This window comes from Spirosoma sp. (assembly GCF_026391055.1).
Classification (GTDB): Bacteria; Bacteroidota; Bacteroidia; order Cytophagales; family Spirosomataceae; genus Spirosoma.
The window spans coordinates 26,898-49,265 of sequence record NZ_JAPLET010000016.1 but is presented as its reverse complement, the minus strand read 5'-3'; the positions used below and the strand labels follow the sequence as shown (position 1 = coordinate 49,265).

Annotated in this window: 17 protein-coding genes; 7 read left to right on the top strand and 10 right to left on the bottom strand. The window is 48.2% G+C overall.

Features of this window, described 5'->3' with window-relative positions; genetic code table 11:
- The first annotated feature begins 187 nt into the window (after positions 1-187).
- The 5 genes from malQ (at position 188) to NT073_RS08570 (ending at position 7,682) form a co-directional block, all read left to right on the top strand.
- Positions 188-1,762, top strand: a complete 1,575-nt coding sequence (gene malQ, locus NT073_RS08590; RefSeq protein WP_297371788.1) for a 4-alpha-glucanotransferase — start codon at positions 188-190, stop codon at positions 1,760-1,762.
- A gap of 162 nt (positions 1,763-1,924) precedes the next feature.
- Positions 1,925-3,313 carry a PQQ-binding-like beta-propeller repeat protein gene (locus NT073_RS08585; RefSeq protein WP_297371785.1) on the top strand — a complete coding sequence of 463 codons (1,389 nt, stop codon included), beginning with the start codon at positions 1,925-1,927 and terminating at the stop codon, positions 3,311-3,313.
- 70 nt (positions 3,314-3,383) lie between these two features.
- Positions 3,384-6,401 carry a hypothetical protein gene (locus NT073_RS08580; RefSeq protein WP_297371782.1) on the top strand — a complete coding sequence of 1,006 codons (3,018 nt, stop codon included), beginning with the start codon at positions 3,384-3,386 and terminating at the stop codon, positions 6,399-6,401.
- A gap of 31 nt (positions 6,402-6,432) precedes the next feature.
- The gene (locus NT073_RS08575) at positions 6,433-6,945 is read left to right on the top strand and encodes a hypothetical protein (RefSeq protein WP_297371779.1); all 513 of its coding nucleotides are present in this window, start codon (positions 6,433-6,435) and stop codon (positions 6,943-6,945) included.
- A gap of 14 nt (positions 6,946-6,959) precedes the next feature.
- Entirely contained in the window at positions 6,960-7,682 is a 723-nt protein-coding gene (locus tag NT073_RS08570) for an ABC transporter ATP-binding protein (protein ID WP_297371776.1), read from the top strand.
- A 266-nt stretch (positions 7,683-7,948) separates the two neighbouring features.
- Here the strand turns inward: NT073_RS08570 and NT073_RS08565 are convergent, their stop codons facing one another.
- The 4 genes from NT073_RS08565 to NT073_RS08550 all read right to left on the bottom strand — a co-directional run bounded on the left by NT073_RS08565 (position 7,949) and on the right by NT073_RS08550 (position 13,261).
- Positions 7,949-8,242: a hypothetical protein gene (locus NT073_RS08565; protein ID WP_297371773.1), complete on the bottom strand. Its 294-nt coding sequence runs from the start codon at positions 8,240-8,242 to the stop codon at positions 7,949-7,951.
- A 942-nt stretch (positions 8,243-9,184) separates the two neighbouring features.
- Positions 9,185-10,366, bottom strand: coding sequence for a Gfo/Idh/MocA family oxidoreductase (locus tag NT073_RS08560; RefSeq protein ID WP_297371771.1), 1,182 nt, complete (start codon positions 10,364-10,366; stop codon positions 9,185-9,187).
- 158 nt (positions 10,367-10,524) lie between these two features.
- On the bottom strand, positions 10,525-11,286 hold the full coding sequence (locus tag NT073_RS08555; protein ID WP_297371768.1) for an OBAP family protein: 762 nt from the start codon (positions 11,284-11,286) through the stop codon (positions 10,525-10,527).
- Between the two features lie 175 nt (positions 11,287-11,461).
- The gene (locus NT073_RS08550; RefSeq protein WP_297371765.1) at positions 11,462-13,261 is read right to left on the bottom strand and encodes an acyl-CoA dehydrogenase family protein; all 1,800 of its coding nucleotides are present in this window, start codon (positions 13,259-13,261) and stop codon (positions 11,462-11,464) included.
- Positions 13,262-13,547: 286 nt separating this feature from the next.
- Between NT073_RS08550 and NT073_RS08545 the strand changes: the two genes are divergently transcribed.
- Positions 13,548-14,843, top strand: coding sequence for a Zn-dependent hydrolase (locus tag NT073_RS08545; RefSeq protein ID WP_297371762.1), 1,296 nt, complete (start codon positions 13,548-13,550; stop codon positions 14,841-14,843).
- A 217-nt stretch (positions 14,844-15,060) separates the two neighbouring features.
- Here the strand turns inward: NT073_RS08545 and NT073_RS08540 are convergent, their stop codons facing one another.
- On the bottom strand, positions 15,061-16,239 hold the full coding sequence (locus tag NT073_RS08540; protein WP_297371756.1) for an acetyl-CoA C-acyltransferase: 1,179 nt from the start codon (positions 16,237-16,239) through the stop codon (positions 15,061-15,063).
- A 254-nt stretch (positions 16,240-16,493) separates the two neighbouring features.
- Here NT073_RS08540 and NT073_RS08535 point away from each other — a divergent pair, with 254 nt between their 5' ends.
- Positions 16,494-17,657: a hypothetical protein gene (locus NT073_RS08535; protein WP_297371752.1), complete on the top strand. Its 1,164-nt coding sequence runs from the start codon at positions 16,494-16,496 to the stop codon at positions 17,655-17,657.
- Between the two features lie 77 nt (positions 17,658-17,734).
- Here NT073_RS08535 and NT073_RS08530 read toward each other — a convergent pair whose 3' ends face one another.
- From NT073_RS08530 to NT073_RS08510, 5 genes are all read right to left on the bottom strand, one after another.
- Positions 17,735-18,289, bottom strand: coding sequence for an NADH-quinone oxidoreductase subunit J (locus NT073_RS08530; protein WP_297371748.1), 555 nt, complete (start codon positions 18,287-18,289; stop codon positions 17,735-17,737).
- A 41-nt stretch (positions 18,290-18,330) separates the two neighbouring features.
- Positions 18,331-18,897 (bottom strand): NADH-quinone oxidoreductase subunit I, encoded by a 567-nt coding sequence (locus tag NT073_RS08525; RefSeq protein ID WP_297371745.1) that lies wholly within the window; start codon positions 18,895-18,897, stop codon positions 18,331-18,333.
- A 90-nt stretch (positions 18,898-18,987) separates the two neighbouring features.
- On the bottom strand, positions 18,988-20,142 hold the full coding sequence (nuoH, locus tag NT073_RS08520) for an NADH-quinone oxidoreductase subunit NuoH (RefSeq protein ID WP_297371740.1): 1,155 nt from the start codon (positions 20,140-20,142) through the stop codon (positions 18,988-18,990).
- Between the two features lie 50 nt (positions 20,143-20,192).
- Complete coding sequence (locus tag NT073_RS08515) at positions 20,193-21,284, bottom strand: 2Fe-2S iron-sulfur cluster-binding protein (protein ID WP_297371738.1); 1,092 nt, start codon at positions 21,282-21,284, stop codon at positions 20,193-20,195.
- Between the two features lie 42 nt (positions 21,285-21,326).
- Positions 21,327-22,232 carry a hypothetical protein gene (locus NT073_RS08510; RefSeq protein ID WP_297371735.1) on the bottom strand — a complete coding sequence of 302 codons (906 nt, stop codon included), beginning with the start codon at positions 22,230-22,232 and terminating at the stop codon, positions 21,327-21,329.
- Between the last annotated feature and the right edge of the window lie 136 nt (positions 22,233-22,368).

The window sequence follows — 22,368 nt, the reverse complement described above, 5'->3', positions numbered from 1 at the left end:
AGCTGGGAATGCATTTGGCAATAAGGTTTTTACGATAAAAACTGAACAAAAGCGGTCTGGAGCAGATTTGTACAAAAACAAGTCGGTAGCCGTTGGCGGTCAGTTAGTAGTCAAGCATAATCAGGCAATAGTTGACCTAAAACGGCTCGCAATCGACGGATACCTTTCGACTCAACGATTCTTTTTCATGCTTCAACAACGCTCAAGTGGTTTACTGCTTCATATTACTTCGTTACCCTCGGCGCATGGCGTCGGCGATTTAGGCCCCGAAGCGTACCGGTTCGCCGATTTCCTGGAAGCTTCCGGGCAAACCTACTGGCAGATTTTACCACTCACACCCGTTGATCCCGGTTCCGGATTCTCCCCGTACAGTAGTCCATCAGCCTTTGCCGGCAATATATTGATGATTAGTCTGGAGAAATTGGCCGACGAAAATTTATTAAGTGGCGACGATCTGGCGGTATTTAACGAACAACCTATTCAGAATGTACGTGTTTCCGAACCTTCGTCTGACGATGACAGGGATATGGAACCGGCGCTGAGCTTGTCGGTACCTTCTACGCTCCACGCGGCCTGGATTAAGAAACAACCCCTGTTGACCCAGGCGGCTAAAACATTTTTGCAGGATGCTACACCAGCCCAGCGTAGCGACTATGACCGCTTTTGCGCCTGGCAGGCTGATTGGCTAAATGATTACGCGCTCTTTACGGCTTTGCAGGAGTCAACGAAGGAACCTGTGTGGGTACGCTGGCCTACCGAAGTTGTGCGTCGTGAGCCGGACGCTCTGGCCCGGCAGGCCACCTTGTTACAGGATGAGATTGAGGTTATTAAGGTACTTCAGTATTTCTTTTTGCGGCAATGGAATGAACTGGCCGCTTATTGTTACACCCGGAAGATTCACCTGATTGGCGATATCCCGATTTACGTTCAGTTCAACAGCGCTGATGTATGGGCAAACCCGGAGCTGTTTAAGCTGGACGAAAATTTTCAGCCGTTATTTGTTGCCGGTGCCCCGCCGGATTATTTCAGTGAGGATGGACAGCGCTGGGGTAATCCCATTTATGATTGGGCTGAGCACGAACGCACTGGCTTTACCTGGTGGATGCGTCGGCTGCGGCATCAGATGTCGCTTTATAGCCTGACCCGACTCGACCATTTTCTGGGCTTCGCCGTGTATTGGGAAATCCCGGCCAGCGAACCAACGGCCAAAGTAGGTGAGTGGGTCAAAGCACCCATCGAGTCATTCATGCATGCCATGCACCGGCAGTTCGTTCAGCTCCCCATTATTGCTGAAGATCTCGGGGCGAAGGCCGCCGATATTCAGCCTTATCTCCGGCATTACGGTATACCGGGTATGCGGGTTGTTCAGTTTGGCTTTGGTGCCGATATGCCTACCTCGACGTATGCGGTACATAATCATGCAGAAAACTTTGTCGTCTATTCCGGCACGCATGACAACAACACAACCTTAGGCTGGTATCGGGAGCTTGACAAGCTTCATCGCCAGCGGATGAATGATTATCTGGGTATTAAAGTAACCGAGAAGAATGTAGTCGACCAAGTGTGCCGGCTTACGATGCAGTCAGTGGCTCGTTTGGCCATTATGCCCATTCAGGATGTGTTGAACCTCGATGAAACTCACCGGATGAACACGCCCGGCCTGGGCGGTCGAAGCTGGCAATGGCGGCTGCAACCCGATCAACTCACCGATGAGGTGGCGGCTAAACTGTTGCGGCTTACAAAGATGACCGGCAGAGGGTAGAAGACATGCCTTGATGTAAGCGGTTTGTCTACCAATAAAACGAGTTTGGCACTATAAATGCTGGGTTACTTATTGATGTTTTCTGACACTTAATTAATGTGTGTTAGAAAACATTGATTATGTATGGACTATTCTGTCCGCTCACTATTCTATGCTGTGCCTATGTTTCGGACTTTATCTACCTCACTATTAGGGCTGACCGGTTTTATTCTGCTGGTTTCAGCCTGTAAAACGTCTATTGATAGCCAGCCTGTAACAACGGGTAAGTCTATTGAGTCATTCGCCTTCACCAATGTAACGCCGACGGCTATAGGTGTTATCGACTCCGTTATTTATAGTATCAGAGCGACCGTACCGGCCGGGTCGGACTTAACCAAATTGGTACCCGGTATTACGCTGTCGCCTGGCGCAATTGTAGCACCAGCTTCGGCAGTAGCCCAAGATTTTAGCAAGCCAGTATCGTACACCGTTACAGGCATGGATGGGTTAATTCGCTCTTATACTGTTACAGCTAGTGTGGCCAGTACTATCGTCAATGGCGGCTCGCTGGTATACATTGGTAATGCAGTGGGCAACTTCTTTGCTATTGATGGGGGGACGGGCGCCATAAAGTGGCGGACGTCAACCGGCTCGTCTATCTCGTCGAGTGCCTATGTAGCGGCAGGCATGGCGTTTGTAGGTAGTGAAAACGGCAATGTTCACGCTTTTGACGCGCTGACAGGTGCTCAGAAATGGAAGATTAGTACGGGAAACAGCATTCTGTCGAGCCCGGTGGTTTCAGGTACTACGGTGTTTGTGGGTGGTGAAGACCAGAATCTGTATGCAATCAATCTGTTGACGGGTGTTCAACGCTGGAAATTCAGCACGGCGGGCGGGGTTACATCCAGCCCGGTTGTGGCCAATGGGCTGGTTTATGCAGGTAGCAAAGATCAGACGTTATATGCCCTCGATGCAGCTACGGGTTCGCAGCGGTGGAAATTCAGCGCAGGAGATAAAATTACATCCAGTCCGGCCGTGGTGGGGGGAGTCGTTTATATCGGTACCAACGATTACAACCTGTACGCTATTGATGCCGCTTCAGGAGCCCTCAAATGGAAATTCAGCACGGGTGGTCCTGTGACATCCAGCCCCACCGTTGCTAATGGAATCGTATACATCGGCAGTGATGATTACACCTTTTATGCGCTCGATGTAGCTACGGGTAAGCAACGCTGGAAATTTAGCGCGAGTGGCCGTATAAGCGCCAGCGCGACCGTTGCCGATGGGGCTGTTTATGTTGGTGTTGAAGACAAGACTTTTTATTCGCTGGATGCCGCCACCGGGATGTTGCGCTGGAAATTCGGTACAGGCGGTATCATCAGTTCAAGTGCTATCGTCTACAATGGGTTTGTTTATTTCGGTGGTCAGGATGCCAGTCTTTATTGCCTCAGTACTACATCGGGGGCTATGCGGTGGCGTGTTCCGCTAGATGCCAAAATTCTGGCAAGCCCCTGCCTGGCTACTACAAATCTGGTTCCTGTTGTGTCGGGTATCAGTGGCGGACAGCAGTAAGTGATTACCCAGTACGACTTGTAGGAGGTGACCGTAGGCACTAACCCGCCTTTAACTACGTTTCTCTTTCATGTCATCCTTATTTTTCTGGAAAGATTGGAGCCGGGGGTATCGGCTTGCCTATCTGATTTGCTTTATTGCCTTCATTGTCAGTATTGTTCTCTTTGCAGTTGCTTGGATAAGGGGGTTAAGCAACGTTGTTCGGTGGGATGTGCTGAGCGAACTCAACGAGCTTCCTATCATACAACATACGTTCTCCGATGGCCTGCTCGACTACTCCGTTAAAGGGAAAGCCTATGCGGTTTCCGAGCAGTTTATTGCGGGAGCAATGCAAACACACCCCGGCCTAGCTACGGCTTTTTTGAGTGCTATCTGTCTGGCATTCGTCCTGCTGCTGAGCGCCATAACCCGGTTCGACCGAATTCGCTACCTGGTCAGCATGGGGATTCTTATTCTCGGGCTGGCCTTTTTTCGCTGGGAAATGCTTGGTCTGCCGGGCCTTGGCGGTAATTATTTGTTTCTGCTGCTGACGTTCGTCTTTGGCTCGGTCAGTTATTACTTCCACGCTTTTCGGGCCGATCAGCTTATTCCTGTTCGGCTGGTTACCTTCGGGCTGTTAATGGCTGCCGTTGCGCTGGCAATTGGGGCTTTGTCGCCGGTTAAGTTCCCGGCTTTGGTGGTCGTGAGCTACGGAATGCCGGTACTGCTGGTGTTCAGTATTGGCTTTATCTTCTTTATTGCTACCGAAATCATTGCCGGGTTGGTCTGGCTTACATCGGCGGGACGTTCAGAAGGTGACGTGCCGGTTGGGCAACGGCGGGTGCTGGGGCTGAATAACTTTCTGTTTATTAGTGCGCTGTACCTTGTCAATCTGATTCTTATCTGGTTGAAAAATACGAAGTCCATTGATTGGGATGTGCTGGCGATCAGTCCCTTTATTCTATACCTGATTTCGGTAGTCCTTGGCGTCTGGGGTTTCCGTCGGTTGGTTCAGCAGCAGGATTCGATCTCCTTTCGCGATGCCGGGGCTTATCTCTACGCCGGTCTGGCCCTGATCACAACCCTCACGATCACCTACGCGTTTGCGACGGCCAACGACCCGCTGGTCGAGATGTTTGAAGATGTAATCGTGTATACCCACCTGGCGATGGGGGTGGTTTTTATCGCGTATATCCTGATCAATTTTCTGCCGATCTACACAGAAAATTTGCCCGTTTATCGAATACTGTACAAACCTAAACGGCTGGAATTAAGTCTGTTTCGAGTGGCGGGTGTTTTCGGTATTGCTGTTTTGCTGGCGTCGGGTGGCCTTATTACCTTCCGGCAGGGGGTAGCGGGCTATTACAATGGGCTGGGCGATGTGTATACCGCTACCGGCGAACCACAGTCGGCCAATGCGTTTTACCAACTTGCCTTGGAGCAGGAATTCCAAAACCATAAATCGAACTATGCGCTGGCCTCGCTGGCGGTAGCGCAGAACAACCAGACGGCAGCCGCTTTCTTTTATCAGCAGGCTTTGTTGAAGCAACCTCAACCGCAGGACTATGCTGGATTGAGCCAGACCTATTTGCAGACGAACTTGTTCTTCGAAGCCGTTAAAACCTTGCAGCGGGGGATTCGGGCGTTTCCGAAAAATGGTGAGTTGCAGAATAATCTGGGATACCTCTACGCACGAACCAGCGTGGCTGACTCGGCTTATTATTACCTGAAATCAGCCACGGGTCTTGCGGCTAAGAGCGAAGTGCCGGAAGCCAACCTTCTGTCATTTTACGTGCGAAATCCGAAGGTGCTGGCGGCCGATTCGAGCCTGATAAAGACTAGCCGGGATTTGTCGTACGAGTCCTATCAGTCGAATGTTCTTGCACTCCGCTTACTCACACAGGCCGACACCACGCAACCCCAGAAACCGAACTGGCTGGCTACTGAGCAGGTAGAAGCGGGGTTAAGTGTTGGTCGTTTTGCCAGTTTGTACAACTACACCTTAGCCACAAAACGTGCCGATACGTCGTTGACGAGTTTGCTTCTGCGCTTATCGGCTGACCCCGTCAATCAGGATTTTACGGACGATTTACTGCTTGCCCGCGCTGTGGCCGAATATACTAATCATAATCACCCGGCAGCCTTTAGCCTGATGAGTCAGCTGGCAGAGGGCGATGACAAAAATGGCCCTGCTTACCGCTCTCTGACCGGATTATGGCTTATGGAGCAGGGGCTGTACCGAAAAGCGGCCGAAACATTCGGGTACAATACCGATACGACCTCTATTTATTTCCATGCAATGGCGTTGACTAAAGCCAACGACCCAGCCCTGGCGCAGCCGCTCTGGGAAGCAGTCGCTAAAAGCGACCCGGCCGTAGCGGCTCTCAAGGAAGTATTATATCAGGAACGGAAACCGCAGACTGATCTGGAAAAAGCGTTTTACGCTACCTACCGGACCGACGATCCCAACCGGGGTGCTTACTGGGAAACCGTTCAGGAACCAAGCCTCAAAACCGTGGCGGGAGTAGCTCTTACGAACGATTTCCTCGATCAGCTACAGTGGCGTAATGCACAGCTGGTGCTGTCGGGTTTGCCGAATTCTAAGCAAGTCAGTCCTGTGGCAACTTCCCTGCGAAATGTAGTCGCCATTCGTTTATCGGCCTTCCGGCGAAGTGTTGGATCGGCAGAAACGATGGCCAGGGAATTTATTTTACCCCACTATCAGGCTGAACGGGATTACTGGCTGGGACAGACCTACGAACGTACCCGCCGGATCGCACAGGCCCGGCAAGCATACCGGCAGGCACTGGCACTGGCTCCCCTCAATGCCCGTATCGTTACGGCAGCTGCCCAGCTCGACCAGCAGCAGAAAAAGTTTCAGCCCGCTTATGAGTTGGTGTTGACGGCACTGCCCTTTAACGAAGATAATGCTGATCTGCTCAAAACCTACGTCATGCTCTGTCTGGAACTAAGCCTGCCCGACTATGCTGAAAATGGACTGGCCAAGCTGCAGTCGGCAACAACGCTCGCCGACTATCAGGCATTTGTATTAACTTATCAGGGAAAATTAGCGTCAATCGAAAAGAACAAGGAGAAGTTTCTGCAATAAAGTAGTTTTGTTTGTTCTCATCCGATACACTATGAGCCATAAATTAAGTTGGATCAAGGAAGCATTCAGCCGTCATGTGCAAATTATGCAGGATGGTCAACTCGTTGGCGAAATGGTGCGGGACATTTTCGGTAAGGATGTGACCGCTTCGCTGAATGGCATTCAGCTGCGCTTCGACGTGAATGGCTTTTTATTTCATTCCGTTAATGTTCATCGCGTTGATGCTGATAATCAGATTATTGGCCATATTGAGCTTAAGTTCGGCAAACGGGCTGAACTCAATTTAACATCGGGTGAAACGTACCTGTGGAAGCGCCATAATATGCTGATGCGGGAGTGGGACATGATTCTCGAAAACCCTGATGGCTCGCCCGAACGGGAAATTGTCAGTTACGATCTGACCCGTAGATTTTTTGAGGATGCCGGTGATATTACGGTGAGTGAAGACGGGCATACGCCCAATCTTGACGTCGTCATTTTAACGGGTCTGTTTATCCGTAATTACTTCCAGCGTCGACGTCGAACTGCGGCAGCTGCCAGCTGATAAGCCAACAAATTATGAATATTATTGAAACCCAAAGTATTGCCAAACGCTATGTGATGGGCACTGAGGTCGTAGAGGCTCTCAAGTCAATCACGATCAGCATTCATAAGGGAGAGTACGTTGCATTTATGGGTCCATCAGGTTCTGGTAAATCGACGCTCATGAACATTGTTGGCTGCCTCGACTCGCCCACGTCCGGGAAGTATATTCTAAACAGTCAGGACGTTAGCAGCATGGGGGAAAACGAACTGGCAGAAGTTCGGAACAAAGAGATTGGGTTCGTCTTCCAGACGTTCAACCTGCTCCCCCGGCAAACATCGCTCGAAAACGTGGCGTTACCGCTCATTTACGCCGGTTACAGCAAAGCCGATCGCACCGAAAAAGCGATGATGGCCCTCAAAAACGTTGGTCTGGAAAATCGGGCCGGGCACCGGCCCAACGAGTTATCGGGTGGACAACGGCAACGGGTGGCCGTAGCGCGGGCATTGGTCAACGACCCAAGCATTCTGCTGGCCGATGAGCCAACGGGTAACCTCGATACCAAAACCTCCTACGAAATCATGGACCTCTTCGACCAGATTCATAGCAAGGGAAATACCGTGATTATGGTTACGCACGAAGAAGATATTGCCGAGTACGCACACCGTATTATCCGGCTCCGCGACGGGTTGATTGAAACGGATCGTGCTAACACGAACATCCGCAAGGCCAAAGCCCTGATGCAGTCATTGGGCTAAGTGATAACAATTTATTTTTGCAACGTCTTTACCTGGAGACAATGGTGTCGGGTCTGAGGATCTGCGGAAGCTCTTTTCGATCGAAACAGTGGGTAAAGGGCAATTGTATTAAAATACGAACAGCAGTTTTTATATGGATTCTTCTATCAAAGAAAATTCTCTTTACATAATGTGAGTTATACAACAGCCTTAATTAAAGTACAATCTCTGACTGTTCTGATCAATGCCAGGGATTGTACTTTCCGAATTTGATGGAGTATCTCTATTTATAATTCAGTCGTGTCTTTGACAGCTTCAAATGAATTATCACCCGTGCTATAGGTTCTGGTAGATGGGTTTTTCTTTTTCAACGTACGACGAACTTCTTCCATACTGATCGTATCCGCCAAACTTTCTCCTTTTCCAAGCACATGGAGCACAGAATTGCCAGGGGGGCGAAGTGAATCTATCTGGGTAAATGACGGCTTTTCATTGAGGGTATTACTGGAGACTGTAGAAACAGATCGATGACAATTCAGTAATAGGAAATTCAAGCCAGTTACTATTAATAAGAGCTTCATTTTTATGAGATCTTTAGTAATTAATTGTAAGTGATTTATCGTGAAAATACAATTCTACCATTCAAGGAAAGTTTGTACAAAACTTTGACCTGTTTTATAACTAACTTTATGTTAGGTGATTTTTAAGGTGATGGCACAGATAAACAAATCTTCGTTTATAAATAAAATGAAATTTAGAGTAAACTATCAGTTGTCAAGAGGATTATTTATTTCAGCTTTGTTGTTTTCTGTATGCTTATTTTCTCCTTATTTTAATAGAGATGCTTATCATGGAAATCCTTTCCAAGCAACAATTGGTCTGTGTATGTTTTTCGGATGGTTCCCTCTACTGCTTTTGGCCTTATCGTTCTTTTCAACGAGACAGTATGCTATCTACGATGATCAGCTAACAACACATTATATGTTTGGTTTACTTCCACGCTCGTACGATTTAAGCCAATTAAACAGAATTGAAATTATAGATAAGAATATGCCAAATAGCATAGGAAATCTTCTTATTGTAGTGACTTTTAGCTCGAGATTTTATCGACTCAGGTGGATTAAAATTCACTTCGATAACAAAATCTTAAAAATTAATGGGAATACCATACATTCTAGTGACTATTCATTCTTCCTCAAAAGGTTGAAACATATTCAGAACTAATTCTACACCATGTTAAGAGTACTTGACGCAAAGGCATATGAGCATCTTTTCACACATATTAACAATGCGTATTTTGTTATATAAGTGGCATTATGTTAATTGACTTATAAAAGTACAATCAATTGCCAGGAAATTTCATATTATTTCTGCCGCAGACTAATAATGTTCTTGCAAGCAGTAATATCATTAAAACATATAATTTAGCTACTTGGAATTCTATCTTAATAGGGTAGCACTAAAAGAAGCTCACCCAGCCGACGATTTTGCGGTTCCGGGTGAGCTTCTTTTAATTAGAGTTATTAGGCTTTTTTTAAATTGATCTTCCGGCCGGTTTCGGCGGCCCGGTAGATGGCTTGCAACAGCGTCACATCGCGTAGCCCTTCGGCACCGGTTACGTGGTCGGGGAGTTGTTTGCCGTCGAGGAGGTCTTTGCAAACACCGTCCATGTGGGCGGCCTGGTGGTTCACAACGGGCATCTCAATGGGGCCTTTGCTGGTACGGCCTTTCAGCGGACCGTATCCGAATGCCGGAGAAAGTTCAAACCAGCCTTTTTCGCAGGAAGCGTAAAGTCGTTCAACACCCGCTGCATAGCTTGTTGTCGAGTTGGAAACGGCACCCCCTGGAAATTCAAACTGCCAGAACATCGTCTCTTCAACATCTTTAAATTTTACAGGATCTGTTTTTGGAGCAAACTGTGCCGATACCGTAATGGGTTCTTCTCCGGTTATATACCGAGTCCCCTGAATGGCATAAATACCTACGTCCATCAGGGGGCCGCCCCCGGCCATACTTTTTTTCAATCGCCATTGAGTAGGGTCGCCACTCCGGAACCCGTCGCTGCTTTCAATGAATTTAACGGCGCCAAATACCTTTTCCTGCCCCAGTCTCATCACTTCTTTGGTGAATGGCTCGTAGTGCAGCCGGTAACCGATGGCCAGTTGTTTGTTCGCCTTTTTACAGGCATCGATCATGGCCTGGCACTCCTTCGGGTAAATGGCCATGGGCTTCTCGCAGATGACGTGTTTACCAGCCTGGGCAGCTTTAATCACGTATTCGGCGTGCATCGAGTTGGGCAGCACGACGTAAATCACGTCGATGTCCTTGTTGTCGGCAATGCGGTCGAAGTTCTTGTAGTCGTAAACGTTCTCCTTCGGGATGTTGTATTTCTGCATCCACTCGGTGGCTTTGGCCGGGGTACCCGTTACGATACCCGCCAGTCGGCAGTATTGGGTTTGCTGCAGGGCGGGAGCCAGTTGGTTTTTGCTGTAGCTTCCCAACCCAACGAGCGCGATGCCTAACTTACGGCCCGGCTGCGAGGAGCGTATCGAATCTAGATTAGTTACCAGCGAATGAATACCTGTATGTTCATTCTGATATGTCAGGGTTTCGCCGAAACCGGCAAGGGGTAAGGATAAAGCCGAGGCACCCGCGCCGAGGTTACGTAAAAAGGTGCGACGGGAATTGTAGTCTTGATTTTTCATGAGCAGCCGTTTTGAGAGACTTCATAAAGCTACAGAAAAGTACCAGGCTTTAGAGTCCATAAAAAAAGCACTAAAGATGCATTTTCTACCAACATCGGCGCCTATGTTCTTTGAATGATAGCTGGTCTGGGCGAGTTCAATTTATAAAGCTCCAAGGCTTACTTATGGGTGTGTGCAGGTCTGGCTTCATTTACCACCTGCAACTGACGGACCTCACCCTGCTGCCAGGCGTTTGCTCCCGGCAGAATAGCAGGTGCCGGAATATCAGCCCGATTTTCCCTGTTTTTAGCGGTTGATACGTCAAAGCGTTTATCCCGATCGACTACCATGCTGGTGTCGACCTGGCCGTCTTTGGTGAATCCCATCATAATCATCGGGTGGCCAACAGGCAGGGTCAACTCACGGTCGGTGTGCCAGGTATGGAATGTCTTGCCATAGGTAGACACCAATTTCTCCATTAGTTCATGTTCGGCGATCTGTGGAATACCGGGAGCAATCAACTGACCTGATTTAACCTCGTGAACGTGGCTATGCCAAAGTTTCCTTTCTTCGGCGGGCAGGGTTTTGAATAGCTTTTCGGAGACGATATACTCGACGCCCATAATTTTGGCATTCGCTCCATTACCGTCGTAAATGATGCACTGGGTGAGGTCTTCGTTGATGTCGGAACAGTAATGGTGGGCTTCCATCTGGCCATCCATGTGTCCGTTGTAAAAATGGAAGCCATCCAGATACATATTCAGCTTGTTTAAAGGGGCCTTGTTTTGAAGAACATCCGCGCCTGCTTCAAGCGTTTTTGTTTTGGCCGTCTTTTCCGCCCCCGGCGACTGAACATTGGAGGAGGTATTTTTGCCGCCACAACTCAGCATACCCAGTAGTGTAAGGGCTATAAAGATTGACTGCGAGCTGAATGAGGTCATAAATAAGCTGTATGATTAAGCCTACTCAACGGCTTTTATTTACCATTGTTCAAGAGCACGAGTATATGTAAGGATTTGGCCGTGATAGCAAACAGGCAACTTTATTCAGCCGTCTGACAAAAAAACGGGCCAACACTGCTTCAGTGTCGGCCCGTTTAACTTTAGCTGTTGATGATTAGAAAATATACTTGTTCTCGGCAATCATGGCATCGGCAATCTGGCGACGGGCGTCTTTCAGGTTCATCGGTTCAATTTTGGTAAACCGTTTCAGACCCATCAGCATACCCCGCAGTTCATCACCTTCGGCAAATGAGGTGATGGCTGCCCGCCCTGCGTTGTTCACTTTCTCGACCGATTCGTGCAGATACACCAGTGCCATTTGTTTCTGAAGCGTAACCGCGTCTTCGCCCTGGATACCGATCAGTTTCTCAACGCGCAGTAGTACCGATTCCGCAACGTAGATCTCAATCGCCATATCGGCTACGTTCATCAGGATTTCCTGCTCGTTGGAGAGGTTCATCATGAACTTCTGAACGGCGGCACCCGCTACCATCAAGGCTGCTTTTTTCAGGTTACGGATGACTTTCTTCTCAGCAATGAACACGCCTTCTTCTTCCTCCGAATTGAAATCGGGGATCGACATGATTTCTTTGGCAACGGCCATAGCCGGTCCCATCAAGTCGAGTTCGCCCTTCATGGCCCGCTTCAGCAGCATGTCCACAACAAGCATCCGATTGATTTCGTTGGTGCCTTCAAAAATCCGGTTGATGCGGGCATCACGGTATGAACGGTCCATCGGAGCATCGGCCGAATAGCCCATGCCGCCGTACACCTGAACACCTTCGTCCACCACGTAATCCAGCACTTCGGAACCATGCACTTTCATAATGGCGCACTCGATCGAAAACTGTTCCAGCGCTTTCAGTTTAGCGGAGGCATCATCCATACCCTGTCCTTTAAGGTCTTCGATCAGGTCGTCGATGTTCTGACCGGCGCGATACGACGCCGTTTCAGATGCATATACTTTCAGCGCCATTTCGGCCAGTTTGTGCTTGATGGCACCAAATTGCGAGATAGCTGTTTTGAACTGCTTACGTTCGTTGGAATAACGAATAGCGTGATTAATCACTTCTTTCGAGCCGCCAACGGCTGCAATACCCAGTTTAATCCGGCCAATATTCAGAATGTTTACCGCGATTTTAAAGCCGTTCTCCCGTGCAGACAACAGATTTTCAACGGGCACTTTGCAATCGTTGAAGAAAATCTGGCGGGTGTCGGAGCCTTTAATGCCCATTTTGTGCTCCGGCTCATTCATTGTGATGCCTTCGTAGCCACGCTCAACAATAAACGCCGATAGATTCTTGTCCTCGTCAATTTTGGCGAATACGATGTATACATCGGCAAAACCACCGTTAGTAATCCACATTTTCTGACCATTCAGAATATAGTGTCTACCATCTTCAGTCAGCTTTGCTTTTGTTTTGCCGGAGTTTGCATCTGAACCCGAATCCGGCTCGGTGAGGCAATAGGCCGCTTTCCACTCGCCCGATGCCAGTTTAGGCAGGTAGTTAGCTTTTTGCTCTTCGTTACCATAGTATACGATAGGCAATGTACCGATCCCTGTGTGGGCCGAAAGTGCCACCGAGAATGAATGCCCGGCGCCGGTTACTTCGGCAACCAGCATAGATGTATTGAAGTTTGTTCCAAAGCCGCCGTATTCCTCAGGAACCGAAGTACCCAAAATACCTAACTCACCGGCTTTGTCCATCAGCGATGAGATCAGCTCCGGCGATTTGGCGTTATCAATTTCATTCAGACGCGGCCAGATTTCACGTTCGAGGAACTCGCGGCAGGTAGCCGCAATCATTTGCTGCTCTTCGGTAAATTCTTCAGGAATAAAAACCTGTGCTGCCTGCGTTTCTTTGATCAGAAATTCGCCACCCTTTAAGGAAGCTTTTGGTTCTGTCGCAATCATGTTGAAAAAAGAGTTTATTATGCTTGCATACTAATTCGTTAACAAATAAAGTCAATTCAAAAGTAGTATGCAAGCATACTAATAATATTTTTTGTTTAACTTTTTCCTTGTCAAGTCTAACATTGCCTGACTAACCGGTCTGGTTCGATAACAATAGCCACAGCGAGGTTTGCCGTGAAAAAAAAGGTATCTAACAGCCTTAAATTTAGTTATTTGCCTTTTGTTGGCTGACTATAAAATGACGCTGATCGCAATCGTCTATAAAACAATCTCTTTCCAGTACTTTATGAAAAAATCATTACTTGTTTGTCTGATTCTGGTGTCGTCTGTAGCCAGGGCTCAAGTGCCGTTACTGAGTTTGAAGATCAATCCGCAACGGATTCAGACTCGTTTGCTAGAGTTGTCTAAAATTGGCGAATTGCCTAATGGCGGAGTAGGACGAGTAGCGTATAGCAAAGCCGATCTGGAAGGGCGGGCTTACTTTATCGCCCTGATGAAAAAAGCCGGGCTTGACGTAACCATAGACTACGCGGGCAATATCATCGGTCGTCGAAAAGGCAAAAATTCTGCCCTAAAACCTATTGCTTTTGGCTCACACATTGATAGCGTACCCAATGGCGGTAATTACGACGGGCCTGTCGGGTCGATTAGCGGGCTGGAGTTGATCGAGACGCTCAACGAAAACAAGGTCGTTACGGAGCACCCGCTGGAGCTGATCATTTTTGCGAATGAAGAAGGAGGTACCGTTGGCAGTGGTGCCATGATTGGTAAAATCACTCCTACTGCCCTTAAGTCCATTAGCCAAAGCGGGCTAACCATTGCCGACGGTATCCGGACAATTGGTGGCAATCCGGACAGCCTGAGCAAAGTGGTCAGAAAGAAAGGCGATTTGACCGCCTTCATCGAACTGCACATCGAACAAGGCGGTATTCTGATGACTGAAAACCAGCAGATCGGTGTTGTTGAGGGTATTGTCGGGATTGAACACTGGGATGCCACGATTGAGGGCACACCCAACCATGCCGGTACTACACCCATGAATATCCGTCGCGATGCACTGTTGGCAGCCTCCAAGCTCGTTATTGCGCTGAATGAGGTTGTTACGAGTCATGAGGGCCGACAAGTGGGCACGGTTGGCAAAATGGCGGTTGAGCCGGGTGCGTACAACGTTATTCCGGGTAAAGTGGTGCTGGGTGTAGAAATCCGGGATTTGTCATACGATAAAATCTGGTCGCTGTTTCGCGAATTTGAGAGTAGGGCCAGCCAAATTGCCAAAGCCTCTGAAACGACCATTACCTTCACGCAGTCGGGTGTGCCCGTTATTCCTGCGCTAACGGCTAAAACAATCCAGGATAAGATCATCGTTGCTGCTAAATCGCTGGGACTTTCTTACCGGTACATGCAGAGTGGAGCCGGGCATGATTCGCAGGAAATAGCGCAAATCGCTCCAGTAGGCATGGTTTTCATTCCTAGTGTAGGCGGCATCAGCCATTCGCCCAAAGAATTTTCGAAAGGGGTCGATATTGGCAACGGTGCTACAGTGTTATTGCAGACGCTGCTGGCCATCGACCGGGAAAAATGAGAAATTCAGATACAGGCTACTGCCAATCAGGGCATTTTGTAGGCGTTAGGATAAGGTAATGAACGACCAGTTGAGTCAGTATATCAATGTCATGTCTTTCATTGGTTGATACGCTCCTGTTAATGCGAAGTTCCCTGTTGGTGCAATGCAGAGAGCTGGGTTCCGAACCTGATTAATCGGCTCGGAACCCAGCTCTTTTATATTTTTTCAGTGCGTATTAGTTCAGCCGCTCAAAGATGCCCGCTACGCCCTGCCCGCCACCAACGCAGGCCGACACCATGCCATATTTCTGATCACGACGACGCATTTCGTTTAATAATTGTACCGACAACCGCGCTCCCGTTGAACCCAGCGCGTGGCCCAACGCAATAGCTCCTCCGTTCGGATTGATCTTACTGGGATCTAGATCCAGTTCCTGAATAACGGCAAGCGACTGAGCGGCAAAGGCTTCATTCAGCTCAATAAGGTCGATATCGTCCTGTTGGAGGCCCGCTTTTTTAAGGGCGATAGGAATTGCGGCTACAGGTCCAATACCCATAATTTTAGGCTCTACACCAGCTGTTGCATACGATACCATGCGGGCAACGGGTTGTAAATTCAACTCGTTGACCAGCCGTTCCGACATCACCACCACAAAAGCGGCTCCGTCGGATGTCTGCGATGAGTTACCGGCCGTAACGGAGCCACCTGCGGCAAAAACAGGCTTCAGTTTTGCCAGACCTTCAGCACTAGTGTCTTTCCGGGGACCTTCATCCTGCGACACGGTCCACTCGCGCGTCTTTTTCTTGTTGCTCTCCGGGTCAAAATATGTTTCACTCACCTTGATAGGTACAATTTCATCCGTGAATTTGCCGTCTTTCTGCGCGGCCAGTGCCTTCACATGGGAAGCGTAGGCAAACTCGTCCTGTGCGTCGCGGCTAATGTTGAATTGCTGGGCAACCTGTTCGGCCGTAAGCCCCATTCCGATATAGTAGTCGGGGTGCGCTTTGGCAATTTCGTAATTCAAAGCTGTTTTCCAGCCCATTACGGGTACCATAGACATTGACTCCGTGCCACCGGCAATAATGCAGTCGGCCAGTCCGGCATGGATCTTTGCCGAAGCAATGGCAATAGCTTCCAGACCTGACCCGCAATAGCGGTTGATGGTCATGCCGGGAACGCTGTTGGGTAAAGAAAGTAAGGCTATATAACGGGCAATCTGCATACCCTGTTCGGCTTCGGGTACGGCATTCCCTACGATGAGGTCTTCCACACGAGCCGGGTCCAGTGCAGGAACCTGACTTAATAAATGCTTGATAACTTCGGCCGCCATATCATCGGGGCGGGTAAAGCGGAGACCGCCACGTGGTGCTTTGCCCACTGCTGTACGATATCCGGCGACAATGTATGCGTCCATAAAAATGCGATGTTGATTTACTGGTTAAGCAGGAAATTCAAGACAATAACTGAATTTTCAAACGAAAAATTACAGCGATTCGTCAAATTATTATGCAAGCATACTATTTTCTTTTGACAAGTGCAATTCAATACGTCTTCTTGAAGTGCTAAGCGTGTTGGTGGCCAAATCATAGTTACTGGTGAGGATAATTGAGTGCTGAATACCTTTCTATCTACGCGCCATTGATGGCTCGTTTTATTAATACCTAAGCCATGAAACAGAAAAGTACTGCCTTCTCTCTATTACTATCCAGCCTGCTGCTCATTACGGCTACTGGCTGGATAGCCTTACCTCCCGCTGGTTTGACGTGGAATGTCGGAACACCGGCACCTAAAGTGCAGCGGTATTTATACGTTGTAACGCCCGGTGTTCGTAATTATCTGGGTTATGGTGGGCACGGAATTCAGGTGTTCGATATTGATAATAATCATCGGTTTGTGAAGTTTATAAAAACCGGTGGCTTTAGTAAAGATGGTAAACCCTCTAATGTAAAAGGCGTTGATGTAAGTCTGGCAACGAATTGCCTTTATATCAGCACGCTGGAAGCGCTCCAATGTATTGATCTTACTACCGAAAAGATCTTATGGGAAAAGCAGTATGAAGGGGGCGTTGATCGTATTTCAATCTCGCCAGATGGGCAGACCATTTACATGCCTTCGCTGGAGAAAGAATTCTGGACGGTGGTGGATGCTAAAACCGGAACTGTCATCAAGAAAATTGTTACAAACTCCGGTGCTCATAACACCATTTATGGGCCCGACGGTAATTACGTTTATCTGGCAGGCCTCAAATCGACCATGCTCAATGTGGCCGATGCGAAAACGCACACGGTTATTAAAAAAGTTGGTCCGTTTGGCGCCGACATTCGGCCGTTTACGATTAACGGTGCTCAGACGCTGGTGTATGTGAATGTCAATGGTTTGCTTGGTTTTGAAGTTGGTAATCTGGTAAGTGGGAAGTTTCTGCACCGAGTGGTTGTAGAAGGGTTCAACATCGGCGAAGTGAAGCGGCATGGCTGCCCGAGCCACGGCATTGGTATGACTCCCGATGAAAAGGAAATCTGGCTATGCGACGGGGCTAACAATCGCCTTCATGTGTTCGATAATACCGTTATGCCGCCGGTACAAAAAACATCTATTTTGCTAAAAGATATGCCCGGCTGGATCACGTTTAGTCTGGATGGTAAATACGCCTATCCATCAACCGGCGATGTAATTGATGTGAAGACCCGGAAGATCATCGCCAGTCTGGAGGATCAGCAGCATAATGACGTTCAGAGCGAAAAAATGGTCGAGATTCATTTCGCTGGGAACCGTGCCGTAGCCGCAGGCGATCAGTTTGGGCTAGGGCAAGTGAAGCACTCAGCAAAGAATTGAGCATAAAAAAGCCGCTCATTTTTTCGTATGAGCGGCTTTTTAAATCAAAAAGACCAATTAAATGTAATACATCCTGGTCAGAAATGACGGTCACCTGCTTCGCGTTTACCGAGCATTACGGCACCAACCATAGCGACCAGGAAAAGGACCGATGCAAGTTCAAAAGGCAAAATGTAATCGCTGTAAAGCAACTGTCCCAAGTTTTCAACTAACCCTGTTTTCGCGCTAAAGGAGGTAGCGCTGACAGTAGGTACCTGTGCACTTTTGGCCCGGAAAATTGTGATAAGCATGATCATCAATAAGCCGCCAACAACCACCGACGCCATTTTGGTCAGGTTTGTTTTCGATTCTTCATCTTCTTTTCGAAGGTTCAGAAACATGATGGTGAACAGAAACAAGACCATGATGGCACCTGCGTAAACAATAATGTTGACAGCCGCCAGAAACTGAGCGTTCAGCAGCACGTAATGGCCCGATAAACAGAAGAACGTAGCAATTAAGGCCAGCACGCTGTAGATAGGATTACGCGCGGTAACAACGCCAATGGCACTAAACAAGGTAAGCACCGTCAGGAAAAGAAACAGATAGCCGGTTGGCGTCAGAGTCTTGAAAAAACTTAGAAATTCAGTCATTGTATAACTTTGTCGAATGAGCAACAATAGAAAAATGTCGGCTAGGTGGCGGCCCGTGTCAGGCTGGGCTCCGTTGGCGTAGCCTGCACTTCAGAATTAGCTACCCGGATATATCGGTCGTTCATGTTCTCGACCAGCCGATCTTTCCCGTAAATAACTTCGTCGCGCTCCTGGAAAACAGGAACCATCAGGTCGTGACGAAGATAAACGGCCTGTTTAGGGCAAGCCTCCTCGCACAGACCGCAGAAGATACAACGCAGCATGTTGATTTCGTAAACAGCGGCATACTTCTCTTCTCTATAGAGGTTTTCTTCTCCCTTTTTTCGCTCTGCCGCTACCATAGAGATAGCTTCTGCCGGGCAGGCCACGGCGCATAAGCCACAAGCGGTGCAACGCTCACGGCCCTGCTCATCCCGCTTCAGAATGTGATGCCCGCGATAAATAGGGCCAAGGTATTTTTTTACCTCAGGGTACTGAATCGTCGGCTTCTTCCGGAAAAAGTGGCTGATCGTGATGGCTAACCCGCCAACAATAGCGGGCAGGTACATCTTTTCGGCCAGCGTCATTTCCTTATTGCTGACTTGTTTAGATCGATTCGTTAGTTGCATTCTTTTCAGTATTCGGTTTATGATTTTCGGTTTCTGACTTCTCAGACTGTCTTTAGCTAATTCAAAGCCAAAAAACGAATACCCGTTAACTTAAACTTGCTGCGGAATAGCCTCCCGCTTCGGTGCCCGTGCACCCGAAACAATAACCATCAGAACCATAACAATAACAATGGCCCAGGTGGCATATTTAAAATTGTATAACAGGCCAGCGCCGGTTATCACAACGTTCAGAATTGACAATGGGATGAGGGTCTTCCAGCCCAGATTCATCAATTGGTCGTAACGGAAACGGGGAAGTGTCCACCGAACCCACATGAAGAAAAAGATGAAGAAGAAAATCTTGCCGAAGAACACGACAAAGCCAATGGCTGTCGCGATGTTGTGCCCGGTTATAGCACCCATTGACCGTTCGAGCGCGCTGCCTACTTCATTCATGAACGGGTAATGGAATCCGCCAAAATACAGCGCCGATACGAATGCCGACGACACAAACATGTTGATGTACTCCGCAAACAGGTAGAAACCCAGTTTCATTGAACTATACTCGGTGTGGTAGCCACCAACCAGCTCTGTTTCGCACTCCGGTAAGTCGAAGGGGGTACGATTACACTCCGCAAAGGCGCAGGTCAGGAAAATAACAAAGCCTAAAGGCTGCGTGAAAATATTCCACTCGAAAAAGCTGGCCTGCTGATCGACGATGGCCCGTACGGATAACGATCCGGTCATCATAAGAATGGCAATCATCGACAGTCCAAGCGCAATTTCGTAACTAATGTTCTGCGATGCCGCCCGGATAGCGCCCAGGAGTGAGAACTTATTGTTCGACGCCCATCCGCCAACCATGATGCCATACACACCCAGAGAAACAACACCAAAGATGTACAACACTCCAATGTTGATTTCAATACCCTGAACGGGAATCGAGTAGTTATCGAACCGGATACTGTCGCCAAATGGGATAACGGCACTCGACATCAGAGCCGTGAGCATGGCCAGACAAGGGCCCAGAATAAACAGCCATTTGCTTGCCTGAGATGGAATAAAATCTTCTTTGAAGAACATTTTACCGGCATCAGCAATGGGTTGTAGAAGCCCCCAGGGGCCTGCCCGATTTGGTCCCAGGCGATCTTGCAGGAAAGCCGCCACTTTCCGCTCGGCGTACGTGGAGTAAGTCGCAATCAGGAGCGTTATCCCGAAAATAACGAGGATAATGATCCCTTTAACGAGTAATACGGTTAAGTCCATTTTAATAGAGTTTTTTAGCGTTATATCGGGTTAGTAAGCCCGTGGCCATCTTAAGGTTCTGGATCTAGTGCGGCTGGTAACACGTGGGCAAATCGCTCGGCTGGTAACTGTTGAATGGACAGTTGCGATGTATCGCGCTTATCGTCGATAGGTTTGTAATCGGCAGCCGCCAGGCGCTCACCAAAACTGGGCTTAATTGTGTCGGCCCGGTATTTGTTCGCAGAAATGACTGAGCTGCGGGAGATTTTCGTTGGTTCTTCGATGGTCCAGTCGCTGGTCTTTTTCGTTTCAAAGCGGCAGGTATTACAAATGAACTCGGTTACCTCGTTCCATTCGTTTTTCCGGGCCGTTACTCGAATCACCTCATCGCCCCGGTACCAAAGTGTTACCTTGCCTGAACAGGTAGGGCAGTTGCGGTGGGCATCGACAGGCTTGGTGAACCAAACCCGGTTTTTAAACCGATACGTTTTATCCGTGAGTGCCCCAACCGGACACACATCAATGACGTTACCAGAAAAGTCATTGTCGATGGCCTTCTCAATATATGTGCTAATTTCCGACGCATCGCCCCGATTCATAACACCATGTACACGCTTGTTCGTAATCTGATCGGCGGTATACACACACCGGTAGCATAGAATACAGCGCGTCATGTGCAACTGAATATTCGGCCCGATATCCCGTTTCTCAAATGTCCGACGATCTTCCTCGTACCGGGTAGTTGCTTTACCATGATCGAAGGCAAAGTTTTGAAGATCGCACTCACCGGCCTGGTCGCAAACAGGGCAATCGAGTGGGTGGTTGAGCAGCAGAAATTCAACGACACCATTACGAGCATCAATGACTTGCGGGCTGGTTTCGTTTTCGACGATCATGCCATCCTGCACAGCCGTTAGACATGAAGCGACCAGCTTTGGCATCGGCCGCGGGTCTTTTGCTGATCCGGCCGCAACGCGTACCAGACAGGCCCGGCATTTACCCCCGCTTCCTTTCAGAGGTTGGTAATAGCACATGGCCGGAGGAGCTACTGCCGGACCTATTTTGCGGGCAGCCTGCAAAATAGTTGTTCCCGGTTCTACTTCTACTTCAATTCCGTCAATAGTGACTTTTAAGAGTTGAGGCTTTATTTCCTGTTCAGCCATGATGTTTAGCTAAGTTGATTAACAACGATTTTCGGCGGGATACTATATGTGCTTGTAAATATGGTATCCGCTAATTTCCTTTTCCAGCTTATACTCCTGCGGATTGAACGAATAGTCAAAGGCATAGAAGTACAACGGCTGATTGTTGGGCATGATGACAAACTTCACCCCGCCCTGTTTTACTAACGAGTCAAATTGACTAAAATCATACGCTTTATTGTCATACAAAAAACGCATAATATCGTCGGTATACGCTAACTGATGGCGAAACAGCATTTGCTGAAGCAACCATCCCTCATACCCATGGCCAAACGAGACAACGATGTTATCTCGTTCCGATAACTGCGGCTCAACAAATTTTTTGACTAGTAACTCATCCCGATACATGAGCGCATAATGGTTATAGTCTGCGTTCAGGTGTTTCTCTATCTGTTTACCCGCAAAAAATAGCATTGTTAGGCTCACTAACGAAGGAAACAAGTACCTACCCAACCGACTCGTTTGTACCATCTGTTTTTCACCACAAAAATACCAAAATATTACCAGCAAGCCTGTATAGGCAAATTCGTGATAATAGCCTACTGCTGCACCATGTTTAAATGCTGTTACCGTAGCAAATCCAAAAAACATAAACGTTGCCAGCGCAAGAAACCGTTGCCGGTTATCTGAAGCTGTAAACAGCCATTTCAGGCTAATTAGAAACGACACAGCAATTAATAGACTGGCTGCCGGAATCAAGTGTTGATACGTGTAATCATAGAACCAGGCTGGCGAAAGTGGTAATGTCAGACTGATAAACAGATTCTGGAAAAACACCTGATAGTTTCCTTCATCCAGTAATAAGGTTAACCCTACGAACGCAATGGCCATCAATCCCACTGTGCGGATCAGGACACGCCAGTGTCCAAAGAGAATTAAATAGGCGAGCAGAACGGCTATGTGTATCATAGCACTCTGCTTTATAAAAAAGGCAACAATTGCCAGTAAGGCAGCTACCTGAAAGTAACGGTTCCATACATTCGTCTGACTTAGTCCGCGCACGGTACAATACAGATAGATTGTCGTACATAAAAAAAGCAAACTA